Origin of the sequence: Micromonospora sp. WMMD723 (assembly GCF_049863385.1) — a bacterium.
Lineage (GTDB): Bacteria > Actinomycetota > Actinomycetes > Mycobacteriales > Micromonosporaceae > Micromonospora > Micromonospora wenchangensis.
On sequence record NZ_JBMKNR010000001.1, the window covers coordinates 5,087,918 to 5,112,681 of the forward strand.

27 protein-coding genes are annotated in these 24,764 nt (G+C 73.9%); 18 read left to right on the plus strand and 9 right to left on the minus strand.

Going from position 1 to position 24,764, the window contains the following annotated elements; genetic code table 11:
* The first annotated feature begins 33 nt into the window (after window positions 1-33).
* From ACN261_RS22150 to ACN261_RS22180, 7 genes are read left to right on the plus strand one after another with little or no spacing between them, the layout of a single operon-like run.
* Window positions 34-819: a CoA-transferase subunit beta gene (locus tag ACN261_RS22150; RefSeq protein WP_425851927.1), complete on the plus strand. Its 786-nt coding sequence runs from the start codon at window positions 34-36 to the stop codon at window positions 817-819.
* Window positions 816-1,556, plus strand: coding sequence for a protocatechuate 3,4-dioxygenase subunit beta (pcaH, locus tag ACN261_RS22155; RefSeq protein ID WP_421481585.1), 741 nt, complete (start codon window positions 816-818; stop codon window positions 1,554-1,556). The genes ACN261_RS22150 and pcaH overlap by 4 nt, the downstream gene beginning before the upstream one ends.
* Window positions 1,549-2,121 (plus strand): protocatechuate 3,4-dioxygenase subunit alpha, encoded by a 573-nt coding sequence (gene pcaG / locus ACN261_RS22160; protein WP_421481586.1) that lies wholly within the window; start codon window positions 1,549-1,551, stop codon window positions 2,119-2,121. Before pcaH ends, pcaG begins: the two co-directional genes overlap by 8 nt.
* Window positions 2,096-3,436 (plus strand): 3-carboxy-cis,cis-muconate cycloisomerase, encoded by a 1,341-nt coding sequence (pcaB, locus tag ACN261_RS22165; protein WP_425851929.1) that lies wholly within the window; start codon window positions 2,096-2,098, stop codon window positions 3,434-3,436. Before pcaG ends, pcaB begins: the two co-directional genes overlap by 26 nt.
* Window positions 3,433-4,206, plus strand: a complete 774-nt coding sequence (gene pcaD / locus ACN261_RS22170) for a 3-oxoadipate enol-lactonase (RefSeq protein WP_425851931.1) — start codon at window positions 3,433-3,435, stop codon at window positions 4,204-4,206. Before pcaB ends, pcaD begins: the two co-directional genes overlap by 4 nt.
* Window positions 4,206-4,586 (plus strand): 4-carboxymuconolactone decarboxylase, encoded by a 381-nt coding sequence (gene pcaC / locus ACN261_RS22175; protein ID WP_088642633.1) that lies wholly within the window; start codon window positions 4,206-4,208, stop codon window positions 4,584-4,586. Before pcaD ends, pcaC begins: the two co-directional genes overlap by 1 nt.
* A gap of 1 nt (window position 4,587) precedes the next feature.
* Window positions 4,588-5,364 (plus strand): IclR family transcriptional regulator, encoded by a 777-nt coding sequence (locus tag ACN261_RS22180; RefSeq protein ID WP_421481589.1) that lies wholly within the window; start codon window positions 4,588-4,590, stop codon window positions 5,362-5,364.
* Window positions 5,365-5,377: 13 nt separating this feature from the next.
* Here ACN261_RS22180 and ACN261_RS22185 read toward each other — a convergent pair whose 3' ends face one another.
* The 7 genes from ACN261_RS22185 to ACN261_RS22215 form a co-directional block, all read right to left on the minus strand.
* Window positions 5,378-5,848, minus strand: coding sequence for a hypothetical protein (locus ACN261_RS22185; RefSeq protein WP_421481590.1), 471 nt, complete (start codon window positions 5,846-5,848; stop codon window positions 5,378-5,380).
* Between the two features lie 88 nt (window positions 5,849-5,936).
* Complete coding sequence (locus tag ACN261_RS22190; protein WP_421481591.1) at window positions 5,937-7,196, minus strand: cellulose binding domain-containing protein; 1,260 nt, start codon at window positions 7,194-7,196, stop codon at window positions 5,937-5,939.
* Between the two features lie 229 nt (window positions 7,197-7,425).
* On the minus strand, window positions 7,426-8,385 hold the full coding sequence (locus ACN261_RS22195) for a PaaX family transcriptional regulator C-terminal domain-containing protein (protein WP_425851934.1): 960 nt from the start codon (window positions 8,383-8,385) through the stop codon (window positions 7,426-7,428).
* Between the two features lie 110 nt (window positions 8,386-8,495).
* Entirely contained in the window at window positions 8,496-9,287 is a 792-nt protein-coding gene (locus ACN261_RS22200; protein ID WP_421481593.1) for an ABC transporter ATP-binding protein, read from the minus strand.
* Window positions 9,284-10,054: an ABC transporter permease gene (locus ACN261_RS22205; RefSeq protein WP_421481594.1), complete on the minus strand. Its 771-nt coding sequence runs from the start codon at window positions 10,052-10,054 to the stop codon at window positions 9,284-9,286. Before ACN261_RS22205 ends, ACN261_RS22200 begins: the two co-directional genes overlap by 4 nt.
* A 27-nt stretch (window positions 10,055-10,081) precedes the next feature.
* A complete protein-coding gene (locus ACN261_RS22210) occupies window positions 10,082-10,867 on the minus strand; it encodes an ABC transporter permease (RefSeq protein ID WP_421481595.1) in 786 nt (261 codons plus the stop codon).
* Window positions 10,867-11,964, minus strand: a complete 1,098-nt coding sequence (locus ACN261_RS22215) for an ABC transporter substrate-binding protein (protein ID WP_425851936.1) — start codon at window positions 11,962-11,964, stop codon at window positions 10,867-10,869. The genes ACN261_RS22210 and ACN261_RS22215 overlap by 1 nt, the downstream gene beginning before the upstream one ends.
* Before the next feature lie 575 nt (window positions 11,965-12,539).
* On the opposite strand from ACN261_RS22215, the gene aceB reads away from it, so the two are divergent.
* The gene (gene aceB / locus ACN261_RS22220) at window positions 12,540-14,123 is read left to right on the plus strand and encodes a malate synthase A (protein WP_425853636.1); all 1,584 of its coding nucleotides are present in this window, start codon (window positions 12,540-12,542) and stop codon (window positions 14,121-14,123) included.
* A gap of 73 nt (window positions 14,124-14,196) precedes the next feature.
* On the plus strand, window positions 14,197-15,141 hold the full coding sequence (locus ACN261_RS22225) for a TauD/TfdA family dioxygenase (protein ID WP_421481598.1): 945 nt from the start codon (window positions 14,197-14,199) through the stop codon (window positions 15,139-15,141).
* Window positions 15,142-15,239: 98 nt separating this feature from the next.
* Here the strand turns inward: ACN261_RS22225 and ACN261_RS22230 are convergent, their stop codons facing one another.
* Window positions 15,240-15,668 carry a DUF6223 family protein gene (locus ACN261_RS22230; protein WP_425851939.1) on the minus strand — a complete coding sequence of 143 codons (429 nt, stop codon included), beginning with the start codon at window positions 15,666-15,668 and terminating at the stop codon, window positions 15,240-15,242.
* A gap of 217 nt (window positions 15,669-15,885) precedes the next feature.
* Here ACN261_RS22230 and ACN261_RS22235 point away from each other — a divergent pair, with 217 nt between their 5' ends.
* From ACN261_RS22235 to ACN261_RS22250, 4 genes are all read left to right on the plus strand, one after another.
* The gene (locus ACN261_RS22235; protein WP_421481600.1) at window positions 15,886-16,995 is read left to right on the plus strand and encodes a sensor histidine kinase; all 1,110 of its coding nucleotides are present in this window, start codon (window positions 15,886-15,888) and stop codon (window positions 16,993-16,995) included.
* The gene (locus ACN261_RS22240; RefSeq protein WP_421481601.1) at window positions 16,992-17,654 is read left to right on the plus strand and encodes a response regulator; all 663 of its coding nucleotides are present in this window, start codon (window positions 16,992-16,994) and stop codon (window positions 17,652-17,654) included. The genes ACN261_RS22235 and ACN261_RS22240 overlap by 4 nt, the downstream gene beginning before the upstream one ends.
* A gap of 100 nt (window positions 17,655-17,754) precedes the next feature.
* Window positions 17,755-18,657: a hypothetical protein gene (locus tag ACN261_RS22245; RefSeq protein ID WP_421481602.1), complete on the plus strand. Its 903-nt coding sequence runs from the start codon at window positions 17,755-17,757 to the stop codon at window positions 18,655-18,657.
* 156 nt (window positions 18,658-18,813) lie between these two features.
* A complete protein-coding gene (locus ACN261_RS22250) occupies window positions 18,814-19,449 on the plus strand; it encodes a TetR/AcrR family transcriptional regulator (protein ID WP_204926564.1) in 636 nt (211 codons plus the stop codon).
* 27 nt (window positions 19,450-19,476) lie between these two features.
* Here ACN261_RS22250 and ACN261_RS22255 read toward each other — a convergent pair whose 3' ends face one another.
* Window positions 19,477-20,667 carry an acyl-CoA dehydrogenase family protein gene (locus tag ACN261_RS22255; RefSeq protein WP_425851942.1) on the minus strand — a complete coding sequence of 397 codons (1,191 nt, stop codon included), beginning with the start codon at window positions 20,665-20,667 and terminating at the stop codon, window positions 19,477-19,479.
* Between the two features lie 80 nt (window positions 20,668-20,747).
* Here ACN261_RS22255 and ACN261_RS22260 point away from each other — a divergent pair, with 80 nt between their 5' ends.
* The 5 genes from ACN261_RS22260 to ACN261_RS22280 are packed head-to-tail and all read left to right on the plus strand — an operon-like array spanning window position 20,748 to window position 24,691.
* Window positions 20,748-21,737: a nuclear transport factor 2 family protein gene (locus ACN261_RS22260; RefSeq protein ID WP_425851944.1), complete on the plus strand. Its 990-nt coding sequence runs from the start codon at window positions 20,748-20,750 to the stop codon at window positions 21,735-21,737.
* On the plus strand, window positions 21,734-22,444 hold the full coding sequence (locus ACN261_RS22265) for a nitroreductase family protein (protein WP_425851946.1): 711 nt from the start codon (window positions 21,734-21,736) through the stop codon (window positions 22,442-22,444). The genes ACN261_RS22260 and ACN261_RS22265 overlap by 4 nt, the downstream gene beginning before the upstream one ends.
* Window positions 22,441-23,397: a zinc-binding dehydrogenase gene (locus tag ACN261_RS22270; RefSeq protein WP_425851947.1), complete on the plus strand. Its 957-nt coding sequence runs from the start codon at window positions 22,441-22,443 to the stop codon at window positions 23,395-23,397. The genes ACN261_RS22265 and ACN261_RS22270 overlap by 4 nt, the downstream gene beginning before the upstream one ends.
* Window positions 23,394-24,215 carry an enoyl-CoA hydratase/isomerase family protein gene (locus ACN261_RS22275; RefSeq protein ID WP_425851949.1) on the plus strand — a complete coding sequence of 274 codons (822 nt, stop codon included), beginning with the start codon at window positions 23,394-23,396 and terminating at the stop codon, window positions 24,213-24,215. Before ACN261_RS22270 ends, ACN261_RS22275 begins: the two co-directional genes overlap by 4 nt.
* Window positions 24,203-24,691, plus strand: a complete 489-nt coding sequence (locus ACN261_RS22280; RefSeq protein WP_421481607.1) for a MaoC family dehydratase — start codon at window positions 24,203-24,205, stop codon at window positions 24,689-24,691. Before ACN261_RS22275 ends, ACN261_RS22280 begins: the two co-directional genes overlap by 13 nt.
* The last annotated feature ends 73 nt before the right edge of the window (window positions 24,692-24,764 follow it).

The following is a 24,764-nucleotide window of genomic DNA, read 5'->3' on the forward strand; positions in this document are numbered from 1 at the left end:
CGCGCGGCCCGCCCCCCACCCCGGGAGGCCGACGTGACCGGCCCGCCCCCGCCGGCCGGGTGGACCGCCGACGAGATGATGACCGTCGCCGCCGCCCGGCAGCTCCGCGACGGCGTCGCCTGCTTCGTCGGGATCGGACTGCCCAGCACCGCGGCGAACCTCGCCCGCGCCACCCACGCCCCGAACCTGGTGCTCGTCTACGAGTCCGGCTGCCTCGGCGCGAAACCGGACCGGCTGCCGCTGTCCATCGGCGACGGTGTCCTCGCCGACACCGCCGACGCGGTCGTGTCGGTGCCCGAGGTGTTCAACTACTGGCTCCAGCCCGGCCGGATCGATGTCGGCTTCCTCGGCGCGGCCCAACTCGACAGGTACGGCAACCTCAACACCACGGTCGTCGGCGACGACTACGCCACCCCGGCCGTCCGGCTGCCCGGCGCGGGCGGGGCACCCGAGATCGCCGCCTCCTGCCGCGAGGTCGTGGTGATCGTCCGGCAGAACCCGCGCACCTTCACCGGGCGGGTCGACTTCGTCACCTCGGTCGGCTACGGCACGGGCCCGGGGGACCGGGAACGGCTCGGCCTGCGCGGCGGCGGCCCCCGACTGGTGATCACCGACCTCGGCGTCCTGGAACCCGACCCGGTCAGCTGCGAGCTGACCCTGACCCGGTTGCACCCCGGGGTGAGCCGGGAGCAGGCGCGGGCCGCCACCGGCTGGGACCTCGCCGTCGCCGAGCCGCTGACCACGAACGAACCGCCCACGGCACACGAGCTGGCGGTGCTGCGCGCGTTGCGGGCGACGGCCGAGGGGAGCCGACCATGACCGAGGACACCACCGGCCGCCGGCTGCCGCTGCCGGTGTACCGGCGCGACGACGTCGACGCCCACCCGCCGCTGTTCAGCCCCGGCTACCGGTCGACCGTGACGCGGGCGCCCCGGCAGCCGCTGGCCCACCTGCCGCAGCGGCTGACCGAGATCACCGGGCCGCTGCTGGGCGAGGGACGCCTCGGCGACCTCGACCACGACCTGACCCGCCAGCACGACGGGTCACCACAGGGGCAGCGGATCATCGTGCACGGCCGGGTCCGCGACGGCGACGGCCGGCCGGTGCCGCGTACGTTGGTCGAGATCTGGCAGGCCAACGCCGCCGGACGCTACCGCCACGCCCGCGACACCTGGCCGGCCCCGATCGACCCGCACTTCGACGGGGTGGGCCGGACGCTCACCGACGACCAGGGGCGCTACCGGTTCGTCACCGTGCAACCGGGGGCCTACCCCTGGCGCAACCACGACAACGCCTGGCGGCCGGCGCACATCCACTTCTCCCTGTTCGGCCGGGCGTTCACCCAGCGGCTGGTGACCCAGATGTACTTCCCCGGCGACCCGCTGTTCTTCCAGGACCCGGTGCTGCACTCGGTGCGTGACCCGATGGCCCGGCAACGGCTGGTCGCCCGCTACGACCACGCCGCCACGCAGCCCGAGTGGGCGCTGGCCTACGCCTTCGACATCGTGCTGCGGGGCCGGGAGGGCACCCCCTTCGAGGACGGCGACCATGAGTGACCGGCTGGGCGTCACCCCGGCGCAGACCGTCGGGCCGTACCTGAGCATCGGCCTGCACTGGCCCGACGGCCCGTACGTCGTCCCCGAGGGCACCCCCGGCGCGTTCTGGATCCGGGGCCGGATCGTCGACGGCACCGGGGAACCCGTGGTCGACGCGCTGGTGGAGAGCTGGCAGGCCGACCCGGACGGCCGGTTCGACCACCCCGACGACCCGCGCGGGGCCCGGCCGCCGCGGCTCGCGGGATTCCGGGGGTTCGGCCGCAGCGAGACCGACGAGCAGGGGTGCTACCGGCTACTGACGGTCCGGCCGGGGCCGCTGCCCGACCCGGACGGCGGCACCGAGGCCCCGCACCTGACCCTGTCGGTGCTCGGCCGGGGGCTGCTGCACCGCCTGGTGACGCGGCTCTACTTCCCCGACGAGCAGGCGGCCAACGCCGTCGACCCGGTGCTCTCCGGGGTGGAGGCCGACCGTCGGGACACGCTGCTGGCCAGCGCCGCACCGGACGGGTTCCGCTTCGACATCCATCTGCAGGGCGACCGTGAGACCGTCTTCTTCGCCGTCTGACGGCCTGCTCTCCGGCCTGTCCGGCAGCCCGGCGGTGGACGCGGAACTCGACGATCGCGCCCTGCTGCGGGCGTTGCTCGACGCGGAGGCCGCGCTCGCCCGGGCCGGCGCCGACGCCGGCCTCGTGCCCGCCCCGGCGGCCGACGCGATCGTCACCGCGTGCCACACCGGGCGGTACGACCCGGCGGCGCTGGGCAGGGCCGCCGACGCCGCCGGGAACCCCGTCGTCCCCCTCGTGCGGGAGGTGACCGCCGCCGTGCCCGCCCCGGCCCGACCCTGGGTGCACCTCGGGGCGACCAGCCAGGACATCCTGGACACCGCGCTGAGCCTGCTGGCCGTCCGGGCGCTCGACGCGTTGCGCCCGTACCTCGACGCCGCCGTCGACGCCGCCGCCCGGCTCGCCGACACCCACCGCCACACCGTGCAGGTCGCCCGGACCCTCGGCCAGCAGGCGGCACCCACCACGTTCGGACTCAAGGCCGCCGGCTGGCTGACCGGCCTGGCCCAGGCCCGCGACCGGCTCCGGCAGGCCGGCGGCGGGCAGCCCGCGCAACTCGGCGGCGCGGTCGGCACCCTCGCCGCGCTCGGCCCGGCCGGCCCCGACGTCGCCGCCCGGTTCGCCGCCCACCTGGGGCTGCCCGCGAGCGCGTTGCCCTGGCACACCCGACGGCAGCCCCGACTCGATCTGGCCGCCGCGCTCGGTGGCCTGCTCGCGGCCACCGGCAAGGTCGCCCTCGACGTCGGACTGCTCGCCCAGACCGAGGTCGGCGAGGTCACCGAGGGCGGCGACGGACGCGGCGGCTCCTCCGCCATGCCGCACAAACGCAACCCGGTCGACGCGATCCTGGTCGGGGCCGCCGCCCGCCGTGGCCCCGGCCTCGTCGCCACCCTGTTCGCCGCGGCGGTGCAGGAGCACGAACGGGCCGCCGGCGGCTGGCACGCCGAGTGGGAGCCGCTGCGGGACCTGCTGCACCTGACCGGGGGTGCCACCGCCCGGTCCGCCCGGCTGCTGGGCGGGCTGCGGGTCGACGCCGCCCGGATGCGGGCGAACCTCGACGCCACCGGCGGGCGGGTGCTCGCCGAGGCCGTCGCCGCCCGGCTGGCCCCCGCCGTCGGCCGCGACGTCGCGCACGACCTGGTCACCCGCGCTGCCGCCGCACCCGCGTTCCGCGCCGCGCTGCTCGCCGACCCGCAGATCCGCGCCCACCTGTCCGGGGCGGAGATCGACGAGGCGCTCGACCCGGACCGGTGGCTCGGGTCGGCCGGCCGGTTCGTCGACGCCGCGCTGGCCGTCGCCCGGGACGCCGGATCGTGACCTCCCGCCTGCACCTAACCGTCGACGGCCCGCCCACCGCGCCGGTGCTGCTGCTCGGCGGTTCCCTCGGTACCACCGGCGCGATGTGGGAACCCCAGGTCGCGGCGTTGGCCGGACGGTTCCGGGTGATCCGGTACGACCACCTGGGCCACGGCCGCTCGGCGACGCCCGCCGGGCCGTACACGGTGGAGCTGTTGGGCCGGGAGGTGCTGCGGACGCTGGACCACCTCGACGTGCCGTGGGTCCACTACGCGGGGCTGTCCCTGGGTGGCATGGTCGGCATGTGGCTCGCCGCCCACGCGCCCGACCGGGTGCGCCGGCTCGCCCTGCTGTGCACCTCGGCCCGGCTCGGCCCGCCCGACCCGTGGCGGCAACGGGCGGCCACGGTCCGCGCGGCCGGCCTGGCGGCGATCGCCGACGCGGTGCTGGCCCGCTGGTTCACCCCGCCGTTCGCCGCCGCCCACCCGGCTCTGGTGGCCGGCTACCGCGCCATGCTGACCGCGACCTCCCCGGCCGGCTACGCGGCCTGCTGCGAGGCGATCGCCGCCCTGGACCTGCGCCCCGACCTGGGCCGGATCGGCGTGCCGACGCTTGTCGTCGCCGGTGCGGACGACCCGGCGATCCCCGTCGGGCACGCCCGGGAGATCGTCGAGCGGGTCCCCGGGGCGCGGCTGGTCGTCCTCGACGCGGCGGCCCACCTGGCCAACGTCGAGCGACCCGGGCGGGTGGGCCGACTCCTGCGGGAACACTTCGACCAGGCGGGTGACTGATGGACGACCGCGAACGGCACGAGGCCGGCATGACCGTACGTCGGCAGGTGCTCGGTGACGCGCACGTCGACCGCGCGGTCGCCGGCACCGACGCGTTCACCGCCGACTTCCAGGACTTCATCACCCGCTACGCCTGGGGCGAGGTGTGGACCCGACCCGGCCTCGACCGGCGTACCCGTAGCTGCATCACCCTCGCGGTGCTCGCCGCCCTGCGCCACGAGGAGGAGTTGGCGATGCACGTGCGGGCCGCGCTGGGCAACGGGCTGACCGAACAGGAGGTGGCGGAGGTCCTGCTCCAGGTCGGCGTCTACGCTGGCGTACCGGCGGCGAACCGGGCGTTCACGGTGGCCCGGGAGGCCCTGCGGCGGGAGGCTGGGTGAGGTGGGCGGTCAGGCGGCACGGTCACCGGAGTTCGTGCAGTCGTTGGAGCGTGGGCTCGCGGTGATCCGGGCGTTCGACGCCGAGCATCCGCAGCTCACCCTGAGCGACGTGGCCCGCCGTACCGGGCTGACCCGGGCCGCGGCCCGCCGGTTCCTGCTCACCCTGGTCGAGCTGGGGTACGTGCACACCGACGGCCGGCTGTTCTCGCTGCGGGCGCGGATCCTCGCCCTCGGCTACGCCTACCTGTCCGGCCTGGGCCTGCCCGAGATCGCCCAACCGCACATGGAGGCGCTGGTCGCGCAGGTGCACGAGTCCTGCTCGGTGTCGGTGCTCGACGGCGACGAGGTGGTCTACGTCGCCCGGGTACCCACCCGACGGATCATGACGGTGGGGATCAGCGTCGGCACCCGGTTCCCCGCCTACGCCACGTCGATGGGTCGGGTGCTGCTCGCCGCGCAGCCGGCGGACCGGTTGGACGACTACCTGGCCACCGCGCGGTTGCACCAGTTGACCCGGCGCACCGTCACCGACCCGGTGCGGTTGCGGGCCGTCCTGACGAAGATCGCCGCCCAGGGGTACGCGATCGTGGACCAGGAACTGGAGGAGGGGTTGCGGTCGCTGGCCGCGCCGATCCACGGCCCGCACGGGTCGGTGGTGGCGGCGGTGAACCTGTCCGCGCACGCCTCGCGGGGGTCGTTCGAGCTGATCCGGCGCGAGTTGCTCCCGCCGCTGCTGGCCACCGCCAGGCGGATCGAGGAGGACCTGCGCGGGGCGTGAGGGCCCGGCGTCCTCACCGGACCCGGTAGAGCCGGCTCGCCGGGTCCACGACGGCGGTCAGCAGCCGGCCGGGCACGAGTCCCGGGTCGTCGGGCCGGACCGTGTCCGCCTCGAAGGGGGCGAAGCCGGGCCCGCTGATCCGCAGGTGCAGGTCGAGTTCCGGGCCCTCCCCGCCGAGGTGGTGCGCCACGGTGAGGATCTCGGCGGTGGCGGCGACCCCGGTGGCGTCGAGCCGGTGGGCGTCGCTGCGGGACCGGTCGACCACCCGCCAGCCGAAGATGCCGAAGCCGACCCCGACGATGGTGGTGAACACCCCGCCGGCGACGAGCCCCCAACGTTCCCCGGGTGACACCGGCAGGTCGCCTGTCACGTCGGCGGCGAGCAGGACCGGGCCGGGCAGGCAGATGGCCACGAAGAGCAGCCGGCAGAGCAGCGCGCCGACCGGCCCGATGCGGGTCTCCGCCTCCCGGGGTGCGCTGGTCATGCCGGCACCCTAGAGCACGGTGCGGCGGGCCGGTACCCGGTACCGGCCCGCCGCACCGTGCGACCCGCCCGCGCGGCGGGCGCGCCGGTCAGCTTCCGGTGCAGGTGGCGGTGGTTCCGGTGCCGTTTCCGGTGCCCTGGAACCCGAAGCTGGTGCTCTGCCCGGCACCGAGCCGGCCGTTGTAGCTCTGGTTGGTGACGGTGATGGTGCCGCTGGTGCCGGTGGCGACGCCGTTCCACACCGAGCTGACCGCTGCGCCGCCCGGCAGGGTCAGGGTGACCCGCCAGCCGGTGAGCGCGGTGGACCCGGCGGTGACGCTGACGTTGGCGACGAACCCGCCGTTCCACTGGTCCTGCACGGCGTAGACGGCGGTGCAGCCGGCGCCGCCGGGCGGGGGAGTGGTGGGCGGGGGCGTCGTCGGCGGCGGAGTGGTCGGTGGTGGGGTGGTGGGCGGGGGAGTGGTCGGTGGTGGGGTGGTGGGGGGCGGGGTGGTGGGGGGCGGGCCGTCGAGCGTCAGGTTCTTCTGCTGGACGGTCCACTGGGTGCGGCACAGCCCGCAGTTCGCGCCGACGAAGTTGCTGCCGGCGGTGGTGTCGCCCTTGAGCCGCCACTTGAGGTAGAGCACCGCGACCCGGCCGAACTCGCCGCCGTTGGGCTGGTCGTAGGTGCCACCGTGCCCGACGTTCAGGTTGCCCATGAAGGCGGGCAGCCCGGCGGGCAGCTTGCCCCAGTCGTCCATGGCGTTGGGGTAGGCGATGTCGCTGGGCCCGCCGACGAAGTAGGCGATCGGCTTGGTGAGCCGCCGGAGCTGGTAGTCGTCGGCGTCGTTGAGCAGGCCGCTGCTGAAGATGCCGGTGGTGGTGACGCGCGGGTCGTTGGAGACGGCGTACGCCTCCAGGCCACCGCAGGAGAAGCCGGCGACGGCGACCTTGCCGGTGTCGATCCGGTTGTAGTACTTGCTGCCCTGGCGGGAGTTCTCCGCCACCGCCCAGTCGATGGACTGGGTGAGCATCTGCGAGTTGGTGGAGCCGGAGGCGTTCGGGCCGCCGTTGGCGATGGCCAGGAAGCCGTGCGAGGCGATCTCGCGCAGGAAGTTGCCCTGCGAGAGGCCGTTGGCCGAGCAGCCGCCGTTGCCCCACACGAGGATGGGCAGGCGCTCGGCCGGCAGCGTCTGGGGCCGGAAGATGGTGTGGTTGGGCAGGCTGGTCGAGGTCTCGTAGTCGGCGGGGTAGGGCCCCGAGCCGCCCACTGCGGCGTCGGCCGGCGTCGCGCCGAGGGCCATCAGCACGGCGGCTGCCGGCACGAGCGCGGCGGTCAGGCCCGCGTAGAGCTTCGATCTCCTTGGCATGCACCCTCCTGCGGGTGTCGGCGGTGGCACCCCTGCGGTGGCGGGTCTGCCGCCGGGCCCGACCAGGGTGGTCAGCACCGGCGACGGGGCGGGCCGACGTGGACGCGTCGACCGCCCGGCCGCAGTCCCCACAGGCGGTCGCGGTATGCAGTTACTATCACCGGGGTAACGAAAAGTGTCAATGTGTTGCCCGCCTGGCGGGCCGGGTGCGACGCCCGTGCGGAAACGGTCAGCCGGTGCGGCGCGGGACGCCCACCGGCTCCGGTCGAGCGGGGTCGCCCGGGGCGTCGAAGTGGGTGATCCACCGGGCGGCGTCCGGCCAGTGCGGGGCGGTCACCTCGACCAGCCGGGTCCGGGCGAGCGCGCCGAGCCGGCAGTGGACGTCGAGGAGGGTCTCCCGGGCCTGACCACGGGGCCAGGGCTGCGGCAGCAGGTGCGCGGGCAGATCCGGGTCGGTGTCGGCGAACCGCCGCCAGGCGTCCATCGCGGAGGTCCGCGCCACCAGCGCGGTGGCCGGATCGACGGTGCCGCGACGGGCCGCCGCCCGCACCGGCGCGAACCGCGCGACGAAGGCCGCGTAGCCGGCTGCCAGCCCGGTCAGGTCGTATGCGGCGGCCGGGCCGTGCGGCCCGGCCTCCTCGTCGAACCGGACGTGCAGCACCGACCAGCGGGCCCCTTCGACGGGGTCCAGCAGCGCCGAGAGTTCCGCCCGGACCGGCGCGGCGTCGACCCCCGGCCTGATCCACACGCTGTCGTAGAGGCCCACGAAGCCGTGGGCGGTCAACGCCCGGCGCACCGCGTGCCGGGCCGCCCGCCCGGAGCCGGGGATCGAGAAGGAGACCAGCACCCAGTCGCCGGTCCAGGGCGGCGGCTGCGCGCCGAAGGTCAGGAAGTGCCGCATCCGGGAGCGGTGCCTGGCGATCGCCGCGGGCGTGAGGTGGTAGACCGGCGGCCGGGTGTCGCCCCGGGCGGCGATGAGACCCCGCTTGACCAGCCGGGACAGCGCGGCACGGGCGCTGGGCTCGGTGACCCCGAACTCCCGCAGCATCGCGATGACCGCCGCCGACGGCAGGTCGGCGTCCGCGGAGTCGAGGTACTCGCCGAGCAGGGTGGCCAGCAGGTGCTGCGGGCTCGACCCGTGCTGGGCCCGGGGGGTGCGGACGTCGGGGACGGGCTGTTCGGCGGTCACCCCGTCAGATTGTCGCACCCCCGTCCGGCCGGTGCCGACGGCCGACCCGCCCGCGGGGGCCGCCGGGCCGCCCGTCGGCGGGACGGTCCCGGTGGCCCGCGGCGGCCCGGTCAGTGGCCCATGACGAGGTCCATCACCTCACTGCGCAGCTTGCCGAAGAGCGGCTCCTGCTTGGTGAGGATCTGGTCGCGGTCGCGGGGCAGTGGCACGTCCACGGTCGCCTTCACCGTCGACGGGCCCTTGCTGAGCACCACCACCCGGTCGGAGAGGTAGACCGCCTCGTCGATGTCGTGGGTGATGAACAGGACCGACTTGTTCCACTCCCGCCACACCCGCAGGGTGAGGTCCTCCAGGCTGATCCGGGTCTGCGCGTCGACCGAGGCGAACGGCTCGTCCATCAGCAGGATCTTCGGCTTGTTGATCAGTGCGCGGGCGATGGCGACCCGCTGCTGCATGCCGCCGGAGAGCTGCCACGGGTACTTGCCGATCACCGATCGGGGCAGCCCGACGGCCGCGAGCAGGCTGTCCACCGCGCTGCTCACGGTGGCCCGGCTCGCCCCGGTACGGCGCAGCGGCAGCCCGATGTTGCGCTCGACGGTGAGCCAGGGGAACAGCGAGCGGCTGTAGTCCTGGAACACGATCGCCATGTCCTCGGACGGGCCGTCGCCGATGGTCTCACCGAACGACCGGACCTCGCCGGTGCTCGGTCGCATCAGCCCCGAGATGCAGTTGAGCAACGTGGTCTTGCCGCTGCCCGAGGGCCCGACGATGGAGACGAACTCGCCGGCGTGCACCTCCAGGTCGACCTGTTCGATCGCCAGGTGGTCGACCCCGTTCGTGGTGTACGTCTTGGACAGTCCCGCCACGACCAGCGCGGCCGGGGTGTGCTGCGGGTCGCTCATGCCGATCTCCCTACCGTCGGTCGCCCGCGGAGCGCCCACCGCTCGTACAGGCCGAAGAGTGCGTTGAACAGGATGCCTATCGCGCAGGCCATCACCACCCCGGCGAACATCCGGGGGGTGTCGAACTTCTGCTGCTGGAGCAGGATCTGGTAGCCGACCCCCGAGGTGGAGGCGTACAGCTCGGAGCTGACCATCAGGACCACCGCGATGCCCAGGCTGACCCGCGCGCCGGCCAGGATGCGCGGCAGCGCCGCCGGGAGCACGACGAACCGGAAGCGGTCCACCCGCCGCAGCCCGATCGCGCGGGCGCTGTTGAGGGCCAGCCGGTCGACGTTGGCCACCCCGTCCATCGTGTTGAACACGACCGGCCAGATCGAGCCGAACGCGATGACGAAGATGGGCATCCGGTCGTTGATCCCGAGCAGCACGATCGCGATCGGGATGAGCACGACCGCCGGGGTGGCGACGCCGAGGCGCACCACCGGCGCGCACAGCCACTCCAGGCGTCGGCTGCGGCCCAGCGCCACGCCGGCCACGGTGCCCACCGACACCGCCAGGGCGTAGCCGACGAGCAACCGGAACATGCTCGCGCCGACGTCCGCGACGAACGCGTCGGAGGCGAACAGCCGGTGCGCCGGCCCGCTCCACCACAGGTCGACGAACGCACCGGCGACCCGGCTCGGCGGCGGGGTGAACGACGAGTCCCGCCAGCGCAGCAGCACCTCGGCCACGAGCACCAGGGCGAGCACGAGCCACGTGTAGGACACCACTCGGATGAGGAACCTGCGCACTGTCTACTCCTGCCCGGACGGACGCCAGCGGATGACGCGTCGCTCGGTGAGCTGGGCGGCGATGTTGAGCACCATGCCGGTGATGCTGACCGCCAGCACCCCGGCGTAGACCGCGTCGGCCCGCTGCGCCTCCTGGTAGCTGACGAGCACCGTGCCGACGCCGGTGGTGGCCCCGAGCAGCTCGGCGCTGAGGGTCACCACGAACGCGATGCCGGTGGCGATCCGGATGCCGGTCACCACGTACGGCAGGGTGGTCGGCAGCAGCACCCGGCGCATCGTCTCCACCCGGCCGAACTTCAGCGCCTGGGCCACCCGCAGCGCCAGCGGTTCGACGCTGCGTACCCCGTAGATGGTGTTGACCAGGAGGATCCAGAAGACCGAGAAGGTCACCACCGAGATCTTCATCTGCGGGCCCAGCCCGATCAGGACGATCGCCGCCGGGATCAGCGTCACCACCGGCATCGCCCGCCCGATGTCGATCACCAGGGAGCTGGCCCGGGCCAGTGGTCCGAGGTAGCCGATCAGCAGGCCCAGCGGGATGCTGATGACCACCGCGAGGCCGAGGCTGACCGCCCAGGTGGCGAGCGTGTCGAGGTACTCCCGGACGAAGTCGGCGTCGCCGAGCAGGCTGGCGAACGCCCGCCCGACGGCGACCGGGCCGGGCAGCCCGGAGGCGGGCACCACCCCGGCGGCGGCGACGGCGGCCCAGCCGGCGACCAGCAGGCCGAGGCCCGCCACCCCCCAGAGCATCGGCTCGCCGCGCCGCAGCGCGATGCGGACGGCGTCCATCAAGCCGACTCGTGGACGAGGCCGGAGGTGTCGACCCTGGTGCTGATCGCGCCGAACTCGTGGGCGAGGTCGGCCATCTTCTGCAGCGCCGCGCGGTCCACCTCGCTGGACAGCTCCTCGAACTGGCTGGCCCGGATCGCCTCGACTGTCGTCTTGCCGAAGTCGGCCGCCATCTGCTGCCACTCCGCCTCGTTGGCCGGGTCCTTGATCTGGCGCAGCGACTCGTCCATGGCGGCCCGGAACTTCGCGATCCGGTCGGCGTTGCCGGCGACGAACTTCTCCGAGGCGACGTAGTCGGCGTAGTTGATCCGGCCCTGCACGTCGGCGTACGGCTCGCCGAGCCAGACCGCGCCGCCCTCGCGGACCAGGGTCTGACCGATCGCCCCGCTGGCGTTGATCGCGTCGACCGCGCCGCCCTTCAACGAGGTGGCCATCTGCGCGCTCGGGATGTTCACGTACTTGATCTTCTTGTCGTCGCAGCCGGCCCTGCGGACGGCGGCGCTGGTGTAGACCTGGCCGGGACCGTTGAGTTCGGTGACCCCGACGGTCTTGCCCACCAGGTCGCAGTAGGTCTTCGCGCTGCTCTTCGTACTGGCGAAGACGCCCCGGCTGCGGGTCGGGTCGGGCGGGGTGGGGTTGAAGTACGCACCCATGACGATCTTGACCTTGACCCCCTGCGAGGCGGCCACGATGGCCCCCCAGCCGCCGGAGAAGGCCAGGTCGACCTGGCCGGAGTCGGCGGCGGCGACGGCGGACGAGGCGGACGCGAGGGTGACCGGCTCCACCGCGATGCCGTGCTTGGCGAAGAGGCCCTTCTTCAGCGCCCAGACCAGGGTGATCTCGTTGGGGAAGCCGATCTGGGTGACCTTCAGCGGCTCGCCGAGCGAGGCGTCGGCGGGGGCGCTCGATCCACCGTCGGAGAAGCAGCCGGACAGGGCGAGCGCGCTGACGGCGACCAACGCGACGCCCAGCCGTCCGCGCCGCAGCGGTCCACCGTGCCGGCGGCGGTGCGGGGCGCGGTCGTGTCCGTGACGGGGTCCGTCGGCGGCCCGGTCTCCCGGGGTACGTGCCTTCGAGTCCACAGAGAAGAAAGCCATGGGGATGTCCTCCAGTGAGTTGACAGGCATCCCGAGGGGGTGTGCGCCTCGGCCGGCGCGGACACCGACGCCGCGGACGCCGCAGGTGGGGCCGGCGGTGATCCGCGATCGTCGACGGGGCCTGGTGGGGGATGAGGAGGGTGCGGCGGTACCCGACCGGTGTCGCCGATCGGACGTGGTGGATGACGCGGGCCGGTGTCGCCAGGACTTCACGGCAGGCGGCGGGATGACCGGCGCCTCGGTCACGGGCACGAGGAAGGGTGGCGGCCGTGCCGACGGTGGAGCTGCGTTGACGGGTGCCGAAATACTCTATGCGAGACGGCATCTTGTCAAGCGATCCATGCGGCCCCTGGCCCGCGTTCGCGCACCTCACGGCCGGTGTGGTGCCGTCGCGGCCACCGTGGCGTGGGGTTGACAGCACCTGCATGATGGGTAAATCTATCGCTATCCGAGATGGCGTCTCTCTTTTTGATACAGACTGCCCCGGCCGACGACCCGCATGAGCAGCACCGCGACCCGGGCGCAGGAAACTGGCGATCGAACAGCGAGGTTCAGCCGTGACCAACCAGCAGGACGTGGACGTGACGATCACCGGTCGGGCCGTGCCGGGATCCGAGCGGATTCTGACCCCGGAGGCGGTGGCCTTCCTCGCCGGACTGCACCGCCGCTTCGGGGCCCGACGCGACGAACTCATCGCGCTGCGCGTCGCCCGACAGGCCGAACTGGACGCCGGGGCCGTGCTCGACTTCCTCCCCGAGACCGCGCACGTGCGCGACGCGGACTGGCGGGTCGCGCCCCCGGCCCCCGGCCTGGTGGACCGTCGCGTCGAGATCACCGGCCCCACCGACCGCAAGATGACGATCAACGCGCTGAACTCCGGCGCCAAGGTCTGGCTCGCCGACTTCGAGGACGCCATCACCCCCACCTGGGAGAACGTCATCTCGGGTCAACTCAACCTCGTTGACGCGCTGGACCGCACCATCGACTTCGGCACCCCCGACGGCAGGTCCTACACCCTCGGCGACGACCTCGCGACCATCGTCGTGCGGCCCAGAGGGTGGCACCTGGACGAGAAGCACCTGCACGTCGACGGGCAACCGGTGGCCGGCGCGCTCGTCGACTTCGGGCTCTACTTCTTCCACTGCGCCCGGCGGCAGCTCGACGCCGGCCGGGGGCCCTACTTCTACCTGCCCAAACTGGAGAGCCACCGGGAAGCCCGACTGTGGAACGACATCTTCGTCTGGGCCCAGCGGGAGCACGGCATCCCGCAGGGCACCATCCGGGCCACCGTGCTGATCGAGACGATCCCGGCCGCGTTCGAGATGGACGAGATCCTCCACGAGCTGCGGGAGCACTCGGCCGGGCTGAACGCCGGCCGGTGGGACTACCTGTTCAGCATCATCAAGAAGCACCGCAACCGGGGCACCGACTTCGTCCTGCCCGACCGCAACTCGGTCACCATGACCGCGCCGTTCATGCAGGCGTACTGCGAACTGCTGGTGCGGACCTGCCACCGGCGCGGCGCCCACGCCATCGGCGGCATGGCGGCCTTCATCCCCAGCCGCCGCGACGACCAGGTGAACGCCACCGCCCTGGCCAAGGTCCGTGAGGACAAGACCCGCGAGGCGACGATCGGGTTCGACGGGTCGTGGGTGGCGCACCCGGACCTCGTCCCGCTGTGCCGGGAGGTCTTCGACGGCTTCCTGGCCGACGCGCCGCACCAGCTCGACCGCACCCGCGACGACGTCACGGTCGACGCCGCCGCGCTGCTCGACGTCCGGTCGGCCGGCGGGCAGGTCACCGAGGCCGGCCTGCGCAACAACGTCAGCGCCGCCCTGCAGTACCTCGCGGCCTGGCTCGGCGGCCTGGGCGCGGTCGCGATCTTCAACCTGATGGAGGACGCCGCCACCGCCGAGATCGCCCGCTCCCAGGTGTGGCAGTGGGTGCACAACGACGTCGTCCTGGCCGACGGGCGGCCGGTCACCCGGGACCTGGTCGAGCAGGTGATCGACGAGGAGACCGCCACGATCGCCGCCGCCCGGGGACCGGCGTTCGACGCCGCCGGCTACGCCGCCGCCCGGGAGCTCCTGGTCGAGGTGAGCCTGGCCGACGAGTTCGTCGAGTTCCTCACCCTGCCCGCCTACGCACGGATGTCCTGAACAGTCATCGAGGAAAGGATCTGATGTGGTCGAGATCGTGGGTGGCCCCGCGGCATGGCGGGGACCGGACATCGTGGACAGCACCGAATGGAAGATCGAACTGACCGACGCGCACGTCGCCGAACTCATGGCCGCCCTGGCGGCGGTCGACCGACCCGACGTCGGCCTGCGGGACGTCACGAAGGAGAACTTCGTGCTGCCCACGCTCGCCCCGGTGCTCGCGGGCGTGGTCGACGAACTGGTCGACGGTCGCGGCTTCGTGCTGGTGCGCGGGGTGCCGGTCGAGCGGCTGACCGAACGGCAGGCCGAGCTGATGTACTGGGGCATCGGGCTGCACGTGGGCATCCCGATCCACCAGAAGACCGAGGACGACCTGCTCATCCACATCCGGGACCAGGGCGTCGACCGCGACGACCCGCTGGTGCGCGGCTTCCAGACCAGCGCCCGGCTCGACTACCACGCCGACTCCTCCGACGTGGTCGGGCTGCTGTGCATCCGCCCCGCCATGTCCGGCGGGGTCAGCACGATCGTCAGCGCGGTCGCGGTACACGACGAGATCGTCCGCCGCCGCCCCGACCTGGCCGAGGTGCTGTACGCCGACTGGTGGCACGACCGCCGCTCGGGCAACGGCCCGGAGAGCTTCTTCCAGTGCCCGATCTTCGGCCGCAACGACGACGGCAAGCTGTTCGCGCACTACGGCCGCGCGTACATCGAGTCGGCCCCCCGGGGCGAGGGCGTGCCCGACCTGACCCCCGCCCAGATCGAGGCGATGGACCTGCTCGACGAACTCGACAACTCCGACGAGTTCGTGCTCAACATGAACTTCGCCCCCGGCGACATCCAGTTCCTCAACAACTACACCATCATGCACGCGCGCACCGACTACCAGGATTACCCGGAGCCGGAACGCAAGCGGGACCTGATCCGGCTGTGGCTGGTCATCGACCGTGACCTCGGCCTGCCGCCGGCCTTCGACGCCGGGGGCATCGTGCCCCGCGCGGTCGCGCTGGCCCGGTGACCCCACCGCCCGCCACGGCGGCCGGGGCATCCGGCGGCCGGCCGTGGCGGGCGGGCCGGACCCGCGCGGGCGTCCCCGCGCCCGCCGGCCCGGCCGGCTCACCCGACGCGGCGTCGACGGGCCAGCGCCAGCGCACCCAGCCCGGCGGCGAGCAGCCCCACCACCAGGGCGACGTAGCCGCCGCCGCGTCCGTTGCCGGTTCCGACGCCACCGTCCGCGGAGGCCACCACCAGCCCACCCAGGGCCACCCCGACCACCCCCGCCGTCACGGCCAGCACGCCGCCGCGCCGCCCGGCGGCGGTCGGCCGGCGCAGCGCCAACCCTGCGACGACCACCCCGGCGAGCCCCAGCAGCACGGCGACCGTCGCCCCGAACCGTCCGACGCTCATGGTGGTGACACCGACCGCGTCCCGCCGCGCCGACAGGTGCGCCGAGGCCGGGGCGGCGAACCCCGTCGCGCCGAGAACGACGGCGGCGAGCACCGTCGACACCAGTCGGGACGACCGGGAAATGCCTGCTGGACGCATGATGCTCCTCCTGTCCGCGACGCGTGCCCCCACGCGCCGGTCTCCCCGATCATGGCGGCGGGCGCGACGGCCGTCGTCCGGCGAACGTGGACAGTGCGCACTGCCGCCGTGGCGTACCCGGCCGCCGCCGACGCGGTACGCCTACCGCGTCCGTGGTATCCGCCGGTCGTCCGTCGGCAGGAGTCGCCCCCCGGTGGCAGCCGGTTAGGGTGCGCCCATGAGCACAGCACGCTGCGGTGTCCGCGACGGGGCGATCGCCGGCGGGGTGGCGGTGGTGCTGCTGCTCGCCGGGGTGGCCGGGGATCCGGGGCCCGGTCCGGTCGGTTACGCCCTGCTGGCGGCCGGCGGTCTGGCGCTCGCCGCCCGCCGGCAGGCCCCGGTCGCCGTGCTGGTCGGCACCGGCGGGTGCGCGGTGGGCTGCCAGGCGGTCGGCCTCGACGTGCCCGCCGTCGCCTTCCTGTTCGCGGTGTACTCCGCCGTGCGGGCGGGACACCGCACGGCCACGGTGGTGGCGGCGGTGACGGTGCTGGTGGCACTGCCCCTGGTGGCTCTCGGCCCGCCCCAGGAACTGGCTCTGGGCGCGGCGTTCACCCGGGCCCGGGGCGTGCTCGAACTGGCCTGGCTGGTCGCCGCCGGCGCGGCGGGTGAGGCGCTGCGGCAGGCCGAGCGGCGGGCGGACGAGGCCGAGCGGAGCCGGGAGGAGACCGCGCGGCGGCGCGCCGACGAGGAACGGCTGCACATCGCCCGCGAGCTGCACGACTCGCTCACCCACCAGATCTCGGTCATCACCGTGCAGGCCGAGGTGGCCGTGCATCTGGCCCAGCGGCGTGGTGAGGAGGTGCCGGAGGCGCTGCTGGCGATCCGGGCGGCCGGCCGGGAGGCGACCCGGGAGCTGCGGGCGACCCTGGAGGCGCTCCGGGACGACGGGCAGGGCAGCCCGCCCGGCCTCGACCACGTTCCGGAGCTGGTGCGTCGGGCCCGTGCGGCGGGTCTGGACACGACCCTGACCATCGCCGGTGACCGGCACGACGTTCCGGCGGCGGTCGGTGCGACGGCGTACCGGATCGTCCAGGAGTCGCTCACCAACGTCACCCGGCACGCCGCCGCCACCACCGCGTCGATCCGGATCGACTACCGGCGCGACGCGCTCGCCATCCGGGTCGACGACGACGGCAGCGCACTCCCGTCCGGCGCGTCCACCCCCGGCGTCGGGCTGCTCGGCATGCGCGAACGGGTGGCCGCCCTCGGTGGTCGGCTGCGCGCCGGCCCGCGCCGTGGCGGCGGCTTCACCGTCCACGCCGAACTCCCCACGGGCGGCATTCCGTGATCCGGGTGCTGCTCGTCGACGACCAGCCGCTGCTGCGCAGCGGCTTCCGCGCGTTGCTCGACATCGAGGACGACATCGAGGTGGTGGGGGAGGCCGCCGACGGCGTCGCGGCGCTGACGCTGGCCCGGCGGCACCGGCCGGACATCGCGCTGCTCGACATCCAGATGCCGGTCATGGACGGCATCGAGACCACCCGACGCATCGCCGCGGACCCGACCCTGGCCGGGGTGCGCGTCGTCATCCTGACCAACTACGGCCTGGACGAGTACGTCGTCGACGCGCTGCGTGCCGGGGCGGCCGGGTTCCTGGTCAAGGACATCGTGCCGGAGGACCTCCTGCACGCCGTCCGGGTCGCCGCCCGTGGTGACGCCCTGCTCGCGCCGTCGATCACCCGCCGGCTCATCGACAGGTACGTCTCCGCCCGCCCCCGGGTCGCCGCCGACGTCGCACTGGCGGGGCTGACCGGTCGGGAGCGCGAGGCCGTCGCCCTGGTCGCGCAGGGCCTGTCCACCGGGGAGATCGCCGACCGGCTGGTGATCAGCCCGCTGACCGCGAAGACCCACATCAACCGGGCGATGGTCAAGCTCCATGCCCGCGACCGCGCCCAACTCGTGATCGCCGCCTACGAGTCCGGCCTGGTCACCCCCGGCGGCGGATGAGCGCGCCGCCGACCCGCGCGGGCCTGACCGGGCCGGCACGGTCCGTCGGCCCCGGTCGGCCCCGGTCGGCCCCGCGGCGGCCCGTGACATGATGACGCCCATGGGGAAGCAGCAGGACGTCGACCGGCCCGACCGTCACGGTGGCGAGGGTGCCCGCCCGCCCGCGACGCTGGACGGCGACGTCGACGCCCGGCTCCGCCTCGCGCAGGACCCGGGCACCACCCACCTGACCCTGATCGACCTGGCCGCCGATCCGTCGCCGGTGGTCCGGCGGGCGGTCGCCATCCGGGCCGACGCGCCCGCCCAGGCGTTGCGCCCGCTCACCCGTGACCGTGACCGCGACGTGCGGGAGGCCGTGGCGCGTAACCCCGCCACCTCGATCGCCAACCTGCTGCGCCTGGTCAGGGACGCCGACCGGTGGGTCCGCTGGGCGGTGGCCGGCAACCCGGCCTGCGACGCGTCGGTACGCCGGGCGATGGCGCAGACCGCCGACAAGGAACTGCGGGGCCTGCTCGCCGAGTCGCGCGACCTGGAGCCGGAGTTGGCCGTGCGGCTGGTCGACGACGTCTCACCCGAGGTGCGGGAGCGCCTCGCCGCCCACACCCACGACCCCGACGTGATGACCACGCTGCTGGCCGACCGCACGGCACGGGTTCGCAAGGGGCTGGCGCGCAATCCGCGGACCACCGCCGAGCACCGTCGCGCGCTCGCCCAGGACCCGGTGCCGGATGTCCGCGCCGCCCTGGTGTCCGCCGTCGCGCTCGACGAGGCCGACCTGCGTGCGTTGGTCGAGGACCGGTCGGCACAGGTGCGGATGGCGGTGGCGACGTCGGAACTCGTCCCGGCGCACCTGCGGCAGGCGCTCACCGACGACCCGGACGAGCTGGTCGCGGACGCGGCCCGGCAGTTCCGCCCCGGTGCGGCGACCTCCCCGGTGGTACGCGCGCCGCGCGTCGGCCACCGCACCGCCGGGCCGGGGCGCTCGGGCGACACCCGGCGCTGAGCCCGTCCCGCGTACGACGGGTGTCGCGGTTGGGGTTTCCCCTCGCGTCGAGGGTGCGCGACACTTCTCGGGCGGATCGATCGGGGTGGCTCCCTTCATTTCCTTCCGACCGGACGGTAGCATTGTCTGGCTGTATCGCGGACAGGGAGGCCATTGATGGCGCGTGCGACGTCCCGCCCGGAGTCGACCCGACGCCGGCAACGCTGGCCCGACGGGTACGACCCGGAGAACACCCGCAACTCGCTGATCACCAGTGCGTTGGGGCTGATCGAGCAACGGGGCTTCGACCGCACCTCGGTGCAGGAGATCGCCGACCAGGCGCAGCTCACCAAGGGTGCCTTCTACCACCACTTCGCCAGCAAGGACGACCTGCTGCGGCACATCCAGGAGGAGTACCTGGAGGCGCAGCTCGCCGCGATCCAGAAGATCGAGGCCGACAGTGACGACCCGACCGTACGGGTACGCGAGCTGATCCGGTTCAGCCTCACCAGCGTGGCCGAGTACCGGGCCCACGTGACGATCTTCTACCAGGAGCGGCGCTACCTCTCCGGTGACCTGTTCGCCGAGGTGACCCGCAAGCGGGGCCTGGTGGAGGCGGCGTTCGCCGGGATGATCGCCGACGGGGTCGCCCGGGGGGCGTTCCGCGCGGACGTCGACCCGCGCATCGCCACCTTCGGGCTGGTCGGCATGTGCGCCTGGGCCTACCAGTGGCTCAACGTCGGCGGACCGCTCAGCGTCGACGAGGTGGCCCGCCAGTTCAGTGCGATGGTGCTGGAGGGCCTGACCGCCTGAGCCCCGCCGGGGCCCTCGCCCCGCCCGTCAGTCCTTGAGGAGTTGGCGGGCCATGACGATGCGTTGGACCTGGTTGGTGCCTTCGTAGATTTGGGTGATCTTGGCGTCGCGCATCATGCGTTCGACGGGGTAGTCGCGGGTGTAGCCGTAGCCGCCGAGGAGTTGGACGGCGTCGGTGGTGATCTCCATGGCGGCGTCGGAGGCGAAGCACTTGGCGGCGGCGCCGAAGTAGGTGAGGTCGGCGTCGCCGCGTTCGGACTTCCCGGCCGCCGCGTACGTCAACTGGCGGGCGGCTTCGAGTTTCATGCCCATGTCGGCGAGCATGAACTGGATGCCCTGGAACTCGGCGACGGGTTTGCCGAACTGCTGGCGTTCGCGGACGTAGCCCTTGGCGTAGTCGAGGGCGCCCTGGGCGATACCGACGGCCTGGGCGGCGATGGTGACGCGGGTGTGGTCGAGGGTTTGCATGGCGGTGGCGAAGCCGGTGCCGGGTGCGCCGATGATGCGGTCGGCGGGGATGCGGACGTTGTCGAGGTAGACCTCGCGGGTGGGGGAGCCCTTGATGCCGAGTTTCTTCTCGGGTGCGCCGAAGCTGACTCCGGGGTCGGATTTCTCGACGACGAAGGCGGAGATGCCCCGGGAGCGGGCGGTGGGGTCGGTGACGGCGAAGACGGTGTAGAACTCCGACACCCCGGCGTTGGTGATCCACCGTTTCACGCCGTTGAGGATCCAGTGGTCCCCGTCGCGGACGGCGCGGGTGGTCATCGACGCCGCGTCGCTGCCGGCCTCGGGTTCGGACAGGCAGTACGAGAACATCGCCTCACCCGCCGCCACCGGCGTCAGATAACGCCGTCGGAGTTCCTCGGACCCGGCCAGCAGCAGGGGCATCGTGCCGAGCTTGTTGCCGGCGGGGACGAGGGCCGACGAGGCGCACGCGCGGGCGACCTCCTCGATGACGATCGCGGTGGCCAGGGCGTCCGCGCCGGCTCCGCCGTACTCGACGGGGATGTGCGGGGCGTGGAAGTCGGCGGCCCGCAGCGCGTCGTAGCCGGAGCGGGGGAACTCGCCGCTCTCGTCGGCCTCGGCCGCGTGCGGGGCCACCTTGGCGGCACAGACCTCGCGGACCGCCTCGCGGACCGCGTCGTGCTCCTCGGGCAACCGGTACGCCTCGAACACCACAGACCCCCTCGTCAGAACCGCCGGACAGTAAAATACCATCCGGTCGGTATGTTGAGCACCCCTTGAGTTCTCCGGACCGGAGGTGTTAGATACCCACCAGTCGGAATGTGGGAGGCCGGATGACCCGCGCGGTCCGGGCAGGCATGGACTTCGTCTCCGCGCTCGACCGGGGCAGCCTCGGCGGCCTCGCCCGGTTGTGCGCCCCCGACGCGACCTGGTGGGTGGACACCGGCCCGGACCGTCGCGGCGGCGATCCGGATCTCGCGCCGTACGGCAGCGGACGCTTCCCCCTGCACGGCCTGATGCGGATGGACGACAAGCTGGCGCTGATGCGGTCCCTCGGCCCGCACGCGTTCCCCACCGGCTGCCGGCAGATCCCCCGCCGGATCGTCGCCGGGGACGACACCTGCGTCATCGAGGTCGAGGGGTACGGCGTCCACGCCAACGGACGCGAGTACGCCAACCGCTACGGTTTCGTCGTCGACGTGGACCCGACCGGCGCGATCGTCGCCGTGCGGGAGTACCTCGACACCGCCCACGCGCAACACGTCGTGGGCGACGACGCGCCCGTACCCCGCAGCAGCCTCGACGACCCCCCGCACCACGTCCCGCCCGCCCCGCTCGACGCGCCCCCGGTGCTGGCGACCGCGCTGGCGATGTGGCCGGCCCTCGCCCGGGGCGACCTCGACGCCTTCGGCGCGCTGTTCACCGCCGACGCCACCTGGTGGACCGACTCCGGCCGCCGCCGCGACCTCGGCCGGCACCACGGCCGGGGCGACCTCGACGCCAACGGGCCGTTGCACGGCCGGGTCGCGATGAGCGGGAAACTCGCCGCGATGCGGGCCCTGCTGGCCGGCGGGACCTACGCGTCCCCCGGGATCGCGGTCACCGCCGACCGGTGGATCGTCGACGACACCCTGGTCGCCGTCGAGGCCCACGGACACGCCGTCCTCGGCGGCGACGCCCGCTACCAGAACCGCTACCTCTGGATCGTCGACGTCCGACCCGGCGGCATCGCCGAGGTCCGCGAGTACTGCGACACCCTGCACGTCACCGACCTGATGGGCGTCGCCCCCGTCGACCGCCCCACCGGAGAGGACCACCGATGACCGGAGCAGTGATCACCGACATCGACGAGGTGCTGACCACCACCCGCGCGGTGCGCCACCGGCTGGACTTCGACCGGCCCGTCGGCCGCGCCGTCGTCGAGGAGTGCCTGCGCCTCGCGCAGCAGGCGCCGATGGGCTCCAACCTGGAGGACTGGCGGATCGTCGCGGTCGACGACCCGGCACTCAAGCGGGAACTGTCCACCCTGTACACCGAGATCTGGCACGACACGGTCGCCCGCCCGCTGGCCGACGGCGAGGCGGCCACCACCACCCGGTTGTCGCCCGGCGTCCGGGCCGACCCCCGCGCCCAGGCCCGGCAGCAGCGGGTCCTCGCCGCCGTGAAGCACCTCGTCGACCACCTGGCGCAGGTGCCCGTCCTGGTCGTGCTGTGCAGCACCAAACCGGTCCCGCAGCGACCCGTCGGCGGCACCGCCTCCGGCTACTACGGGTCGATCTTCCCGTTCGCCTGGTCGTTCCAGCTCGCCCTGCGCTCCCGGGGCCTCGGCTCGGTGCTGGCCACCGCCCTGGCCCACCGGGCCACCCGGGTACGTGAGGTGCTCGGCCTGCCCGACGACTGGCGGCCGGTCACCCTCGTCCCGGTCGCCTACACCCGGGGCCTGGACTTCCGCCCCGCCGCCCGCGCCGACCTCGCCGACGTGGCGTTCTGGAACGGACCCACCGAACCGGCCGGATCGGCGGACCGGTGAGAGCCGCCCACGTCCGTACCCCCAGCGCCGCCGACCCGGTCGGCGCGCTGCACGTCGGCGACCTCGCCGCCCCCACGGCACCCCCCGGCTGGGTCGACGTCGACGTCCGGGCCGGCGCGCTGAACATGCACGACCTGTGGACGCTGCGCGGCGTCAGCACCACCCGGCACGACGGGCCCCGGGTCATCGGCAGCGACGCGGCAGGCGTCGCCGCCGGCCGGGAGGTGATCGTCTACCCGGTGCTGCCCACCGCGCCCGACGGCCGGACCGTCCCGCACGCCACCCTGCTGCCCGACGCCGGCCACGGCGTGCTCGCCGAACGGATCGTCGTCCCGGCGGCCCACCTCGTCGCCAAACCCGCCGGACTGAGCTGGGCCGAGGCCGCCAGCCTCCCGACCGCCTGGCTCACCGCGTACCGGATGCTGTTCACCCGGGCGGCGGTCGGCCCCGGACGGACCGTGCTGGTGCAGGGCGCGGGTGGCGGGGTGGCGACCGCCGCGATCAGCCTCGCCGTGGCCGCCGGCGCAACCGTCATGGTCACCTCCCGGTCGGCGGCCAAACGGGAACGGGCCCTCGCCCTCGGCGCAGCCGTCGCCCTGGACAGCGACGCACGGACCCCGGAACTCGCCGACATCGTCGTGGAGACCGTCGGCGCGGCCACCTTCGCCCACTCGACCCGCTGCACCCGGGCCGGCGGCACCATCGTGGTCTGCGGCGGCACCAGCGGCTTCACCGCCGAGCTGGACCTGCCACGCCTGTTCGCCCGGGAGATCAGCGTGCACGGCGCGACCATGGGCACCCTCGACGAGTTCGTGGCGCTGGTCGGGTTCGTCGACACCCACCGGCTCCGACCCGTCGTCGACAGCGTCGTCGACCTCGCCGACATCCGCACCCAGGCGGGCCGGATGCTGGCCGGCATCGCGTTCGGCAAGCTCTGCGTGAGCCTGACGTGACCTCCGTGGTGCTGACCCGGCGCGGGACCGCACTCTGGGCGCGCATCGACCGGCCCGGGTCCGGCAACGCCTGCGACAGCACCGTGCTGACCGGTCTCGAACGGTGGCTCGCCGCCGCGACCGACCCGGGCGTACGGGTGCTCGTGCTCACCGGCACCGGCCGCAGCTTCTGCGCCGGGGCCGACCTCGCCGAGGCCACCGCCCTGCTCGGCGACCTGCCCGCGCTGCTGGCCCACCTCGACCGGGGCCGCCGCCTGGTCCGCGCCCTCCGGGCGGCCCCGGTGCCCACCGTCGCCGCGGTCAACGGGGCGGCCTTCGGCGGCGGCCTCGAACTGCTGCTCGGCTGCGACGTCGCGGTCGCCGCCGACAGTGCCCGGATCGGCGACCGGCACCTCGCCGCCGGTCAGGTCCCCGGCTGGGGGTCCAGCGTGCTGCTGCCCGCAGCCGTCGGCCCGGCGCTCGCCCGACGCCTGCTGATCACGGGGGAGACCTGGTCGGCCGAGGAGTCCGTACGCCGGGGACTGGTCAGCGCCGCCGTCGCCGACGACCGGCTCGTCGGGCACGTCGACGCGCTGGCCGCAGCGGTCGCGGCCCGCGACCCGGTGGCGGTCCGCCGGATGCTCACCGTCGCCCGCCCGCCGGTGGCCGAGGCGGACTGGGACCGGGAGTGGGAGACGCTGACCGCACACGTCACGGCCCAGGCGGCGGCCCGTGCCGCAGCCACGTCCCCGCCCGACCGACACGCCCCCGGGGCACCCACCCGACCCGACCCCCTGGACCCACCACCCGGAACGGAGCACGCCCGATGCGCACCATGAGACGGACCACCGTCGACACCCCTTCCGACCTGCTGGGGCTGGTCGGCACGGAACTGGGCGTCAGCGCGCCGCAGGTGGTGACCCAACGGCAGGTCGACCAGTTCGCCGACGTCACCGGGGACCACCAGTGGATCCACGTCGACGTCGAACGGGCCCGGTCCGGGCCGTTCGGCGGCACCGTCGTGCACGGGTTCCTCACCCTGGCCCTCGTCCCCCGGCTGCTCGCCGACATCCTGGAGGTGCGGACCTTCTCGATGGGGGTCAACTACGGCCTCGACCGGGTCCGGTTCGTCCGTCCGCTGCCGCCGGGGGTCGAGATCCAGGGCACCGCGACCCTCGTCGCGGCCACCGCGATCACCGCGCCCGGCCCGCAGGCCACCCCGGGGGTGCAGGCCACGGCGTCGGTGGCGGTGGAGTTCGCCGACACGTCGCAGCCCTGCTGCGTGGCGGAGATCGTGTTCCGCTACTACGCCTGAGCTAGCAGAACGTCGCCCGACCCGCCCGGCGGCGGCCGGACCAGGGCCGACGCCGGGCCGGCGGTCACCCGGC

Excerpts from the sequence above, each read along its gene's own strand:
- ACN261_RS22190 (WP_421481591.1), bottom strand. The coding sequence starts at position 7,196 with ATGCCAAGGAGATCGAAGCTCTACGCGGGCCTGACCGCCGCGCTCGTG.
- ACN261_RS22245 (WP_421481602.1), top strand. The coding sequence starts at position 17,755 with ATGGGGAAGCAGCAGGACGTCGACCGGCCCGACCGTCACGGTGGCGAG.
- ACN261_RS22215 (WP_425851936.1), bottom strand. The coding sequence starts at position 11,964 with ATGGCTTTCTTCTCTGTGGACTCGAAGGCACGTACCCCGGGAGACCGG.
- pcaH (WP_421481585.1), top strand. The coding sequence starts at position 816 with ATGACCGAGGACACCACCGGCCGCCGGCTGCCGCTGCCGGTGTACCGG.
- pcaG (WP_421481586.1), top strand. The coding sequence starts at position 1,549 with ATGAGTGACCGGCTGGGCGTCACCCCGGCGCAGACCGTCGGGCCGTAC.
- ACN261_RS22230 (WP_425851939.1), bottom strand. The coding sequence starts at position 15,668 with ATGCGTCCAGCAGGCATTTCCCGGTCGTCCCGACTGGTGTCGACGGTG.
- ACN261_RS22210 (WP_421481595.1), bottom strand. The coding sequence starts at position 10,867 with ATGGACGCCGTCCGCATCGCGCTGCGGCGCGGCGAGCCGATGCTCTGG.
- ACN261_RS22185 (WP_421481590.1), bottom strand. The coding sequence starts at position 5,848 with ATGACCAGCGCACCCCGGGAGGCGGAGACCCGCATCGGGCCGGTCGGC.
- ACN261_RS22260 (WP_425851944.1), top strand. The coding sequence starts at position 20,748 with ATGACCCGCGCGGTCCGGGCAGGCATGGACTTCGTCTCCGCGCTCGAC.
- ACN261_RS22280 (WP_421481607.1), top strand. The coding sequence starts at position 24,203 with ATGCGCACCATGAGACGGACCACCGTCGACACCCCTTCCGACCTGCTG.
- ACN261_RS22235 (WP_421481600.1), top strand. The coding sequence starts at position 15,886 with ATGAGCACAGCACGCTGCGGTGTCCGCGACGGGGCGATCGCCGGCGGG.
- ACN261_RS22265 (WP_425851946.1), top strand. The coding sequence starts at position 21,734 with ATGACCGGAGCAGTGATCACCGACATCGACGAGGTGCTGACCACCACC.
- ACN261_RS22255 (WP_425851942.1), bottom strand. The coding sequence starts at position 20,667 with ATGGTATTTTACTGTCCGGCGGTTCTGACGAGGGGGTCTGTGGTGTTC.
- pcaC (WP_088642633.1), top strand. The coding sequence starts at position 4,206 with ATGGACGACCGCGAACGGCACGAGGCCGGCATGACCGTACGTCGGCAG.
- ACN261_RS22250 (WP_204926564.1), top strand. The coding sequence starts at position 18,814 with ATGGCGCGTGCGACGTCCCGCCCGGAGTCGACCCGACGCCGGCAACGC.
- ACN261_RS22200 (WP_421481593.1), bottom strand. The coding sequence starts at position 9,287 with ATGAGCGACCCGCAGCACACCCCGGCCGCGCTGGTCGTGGCGGGACTG.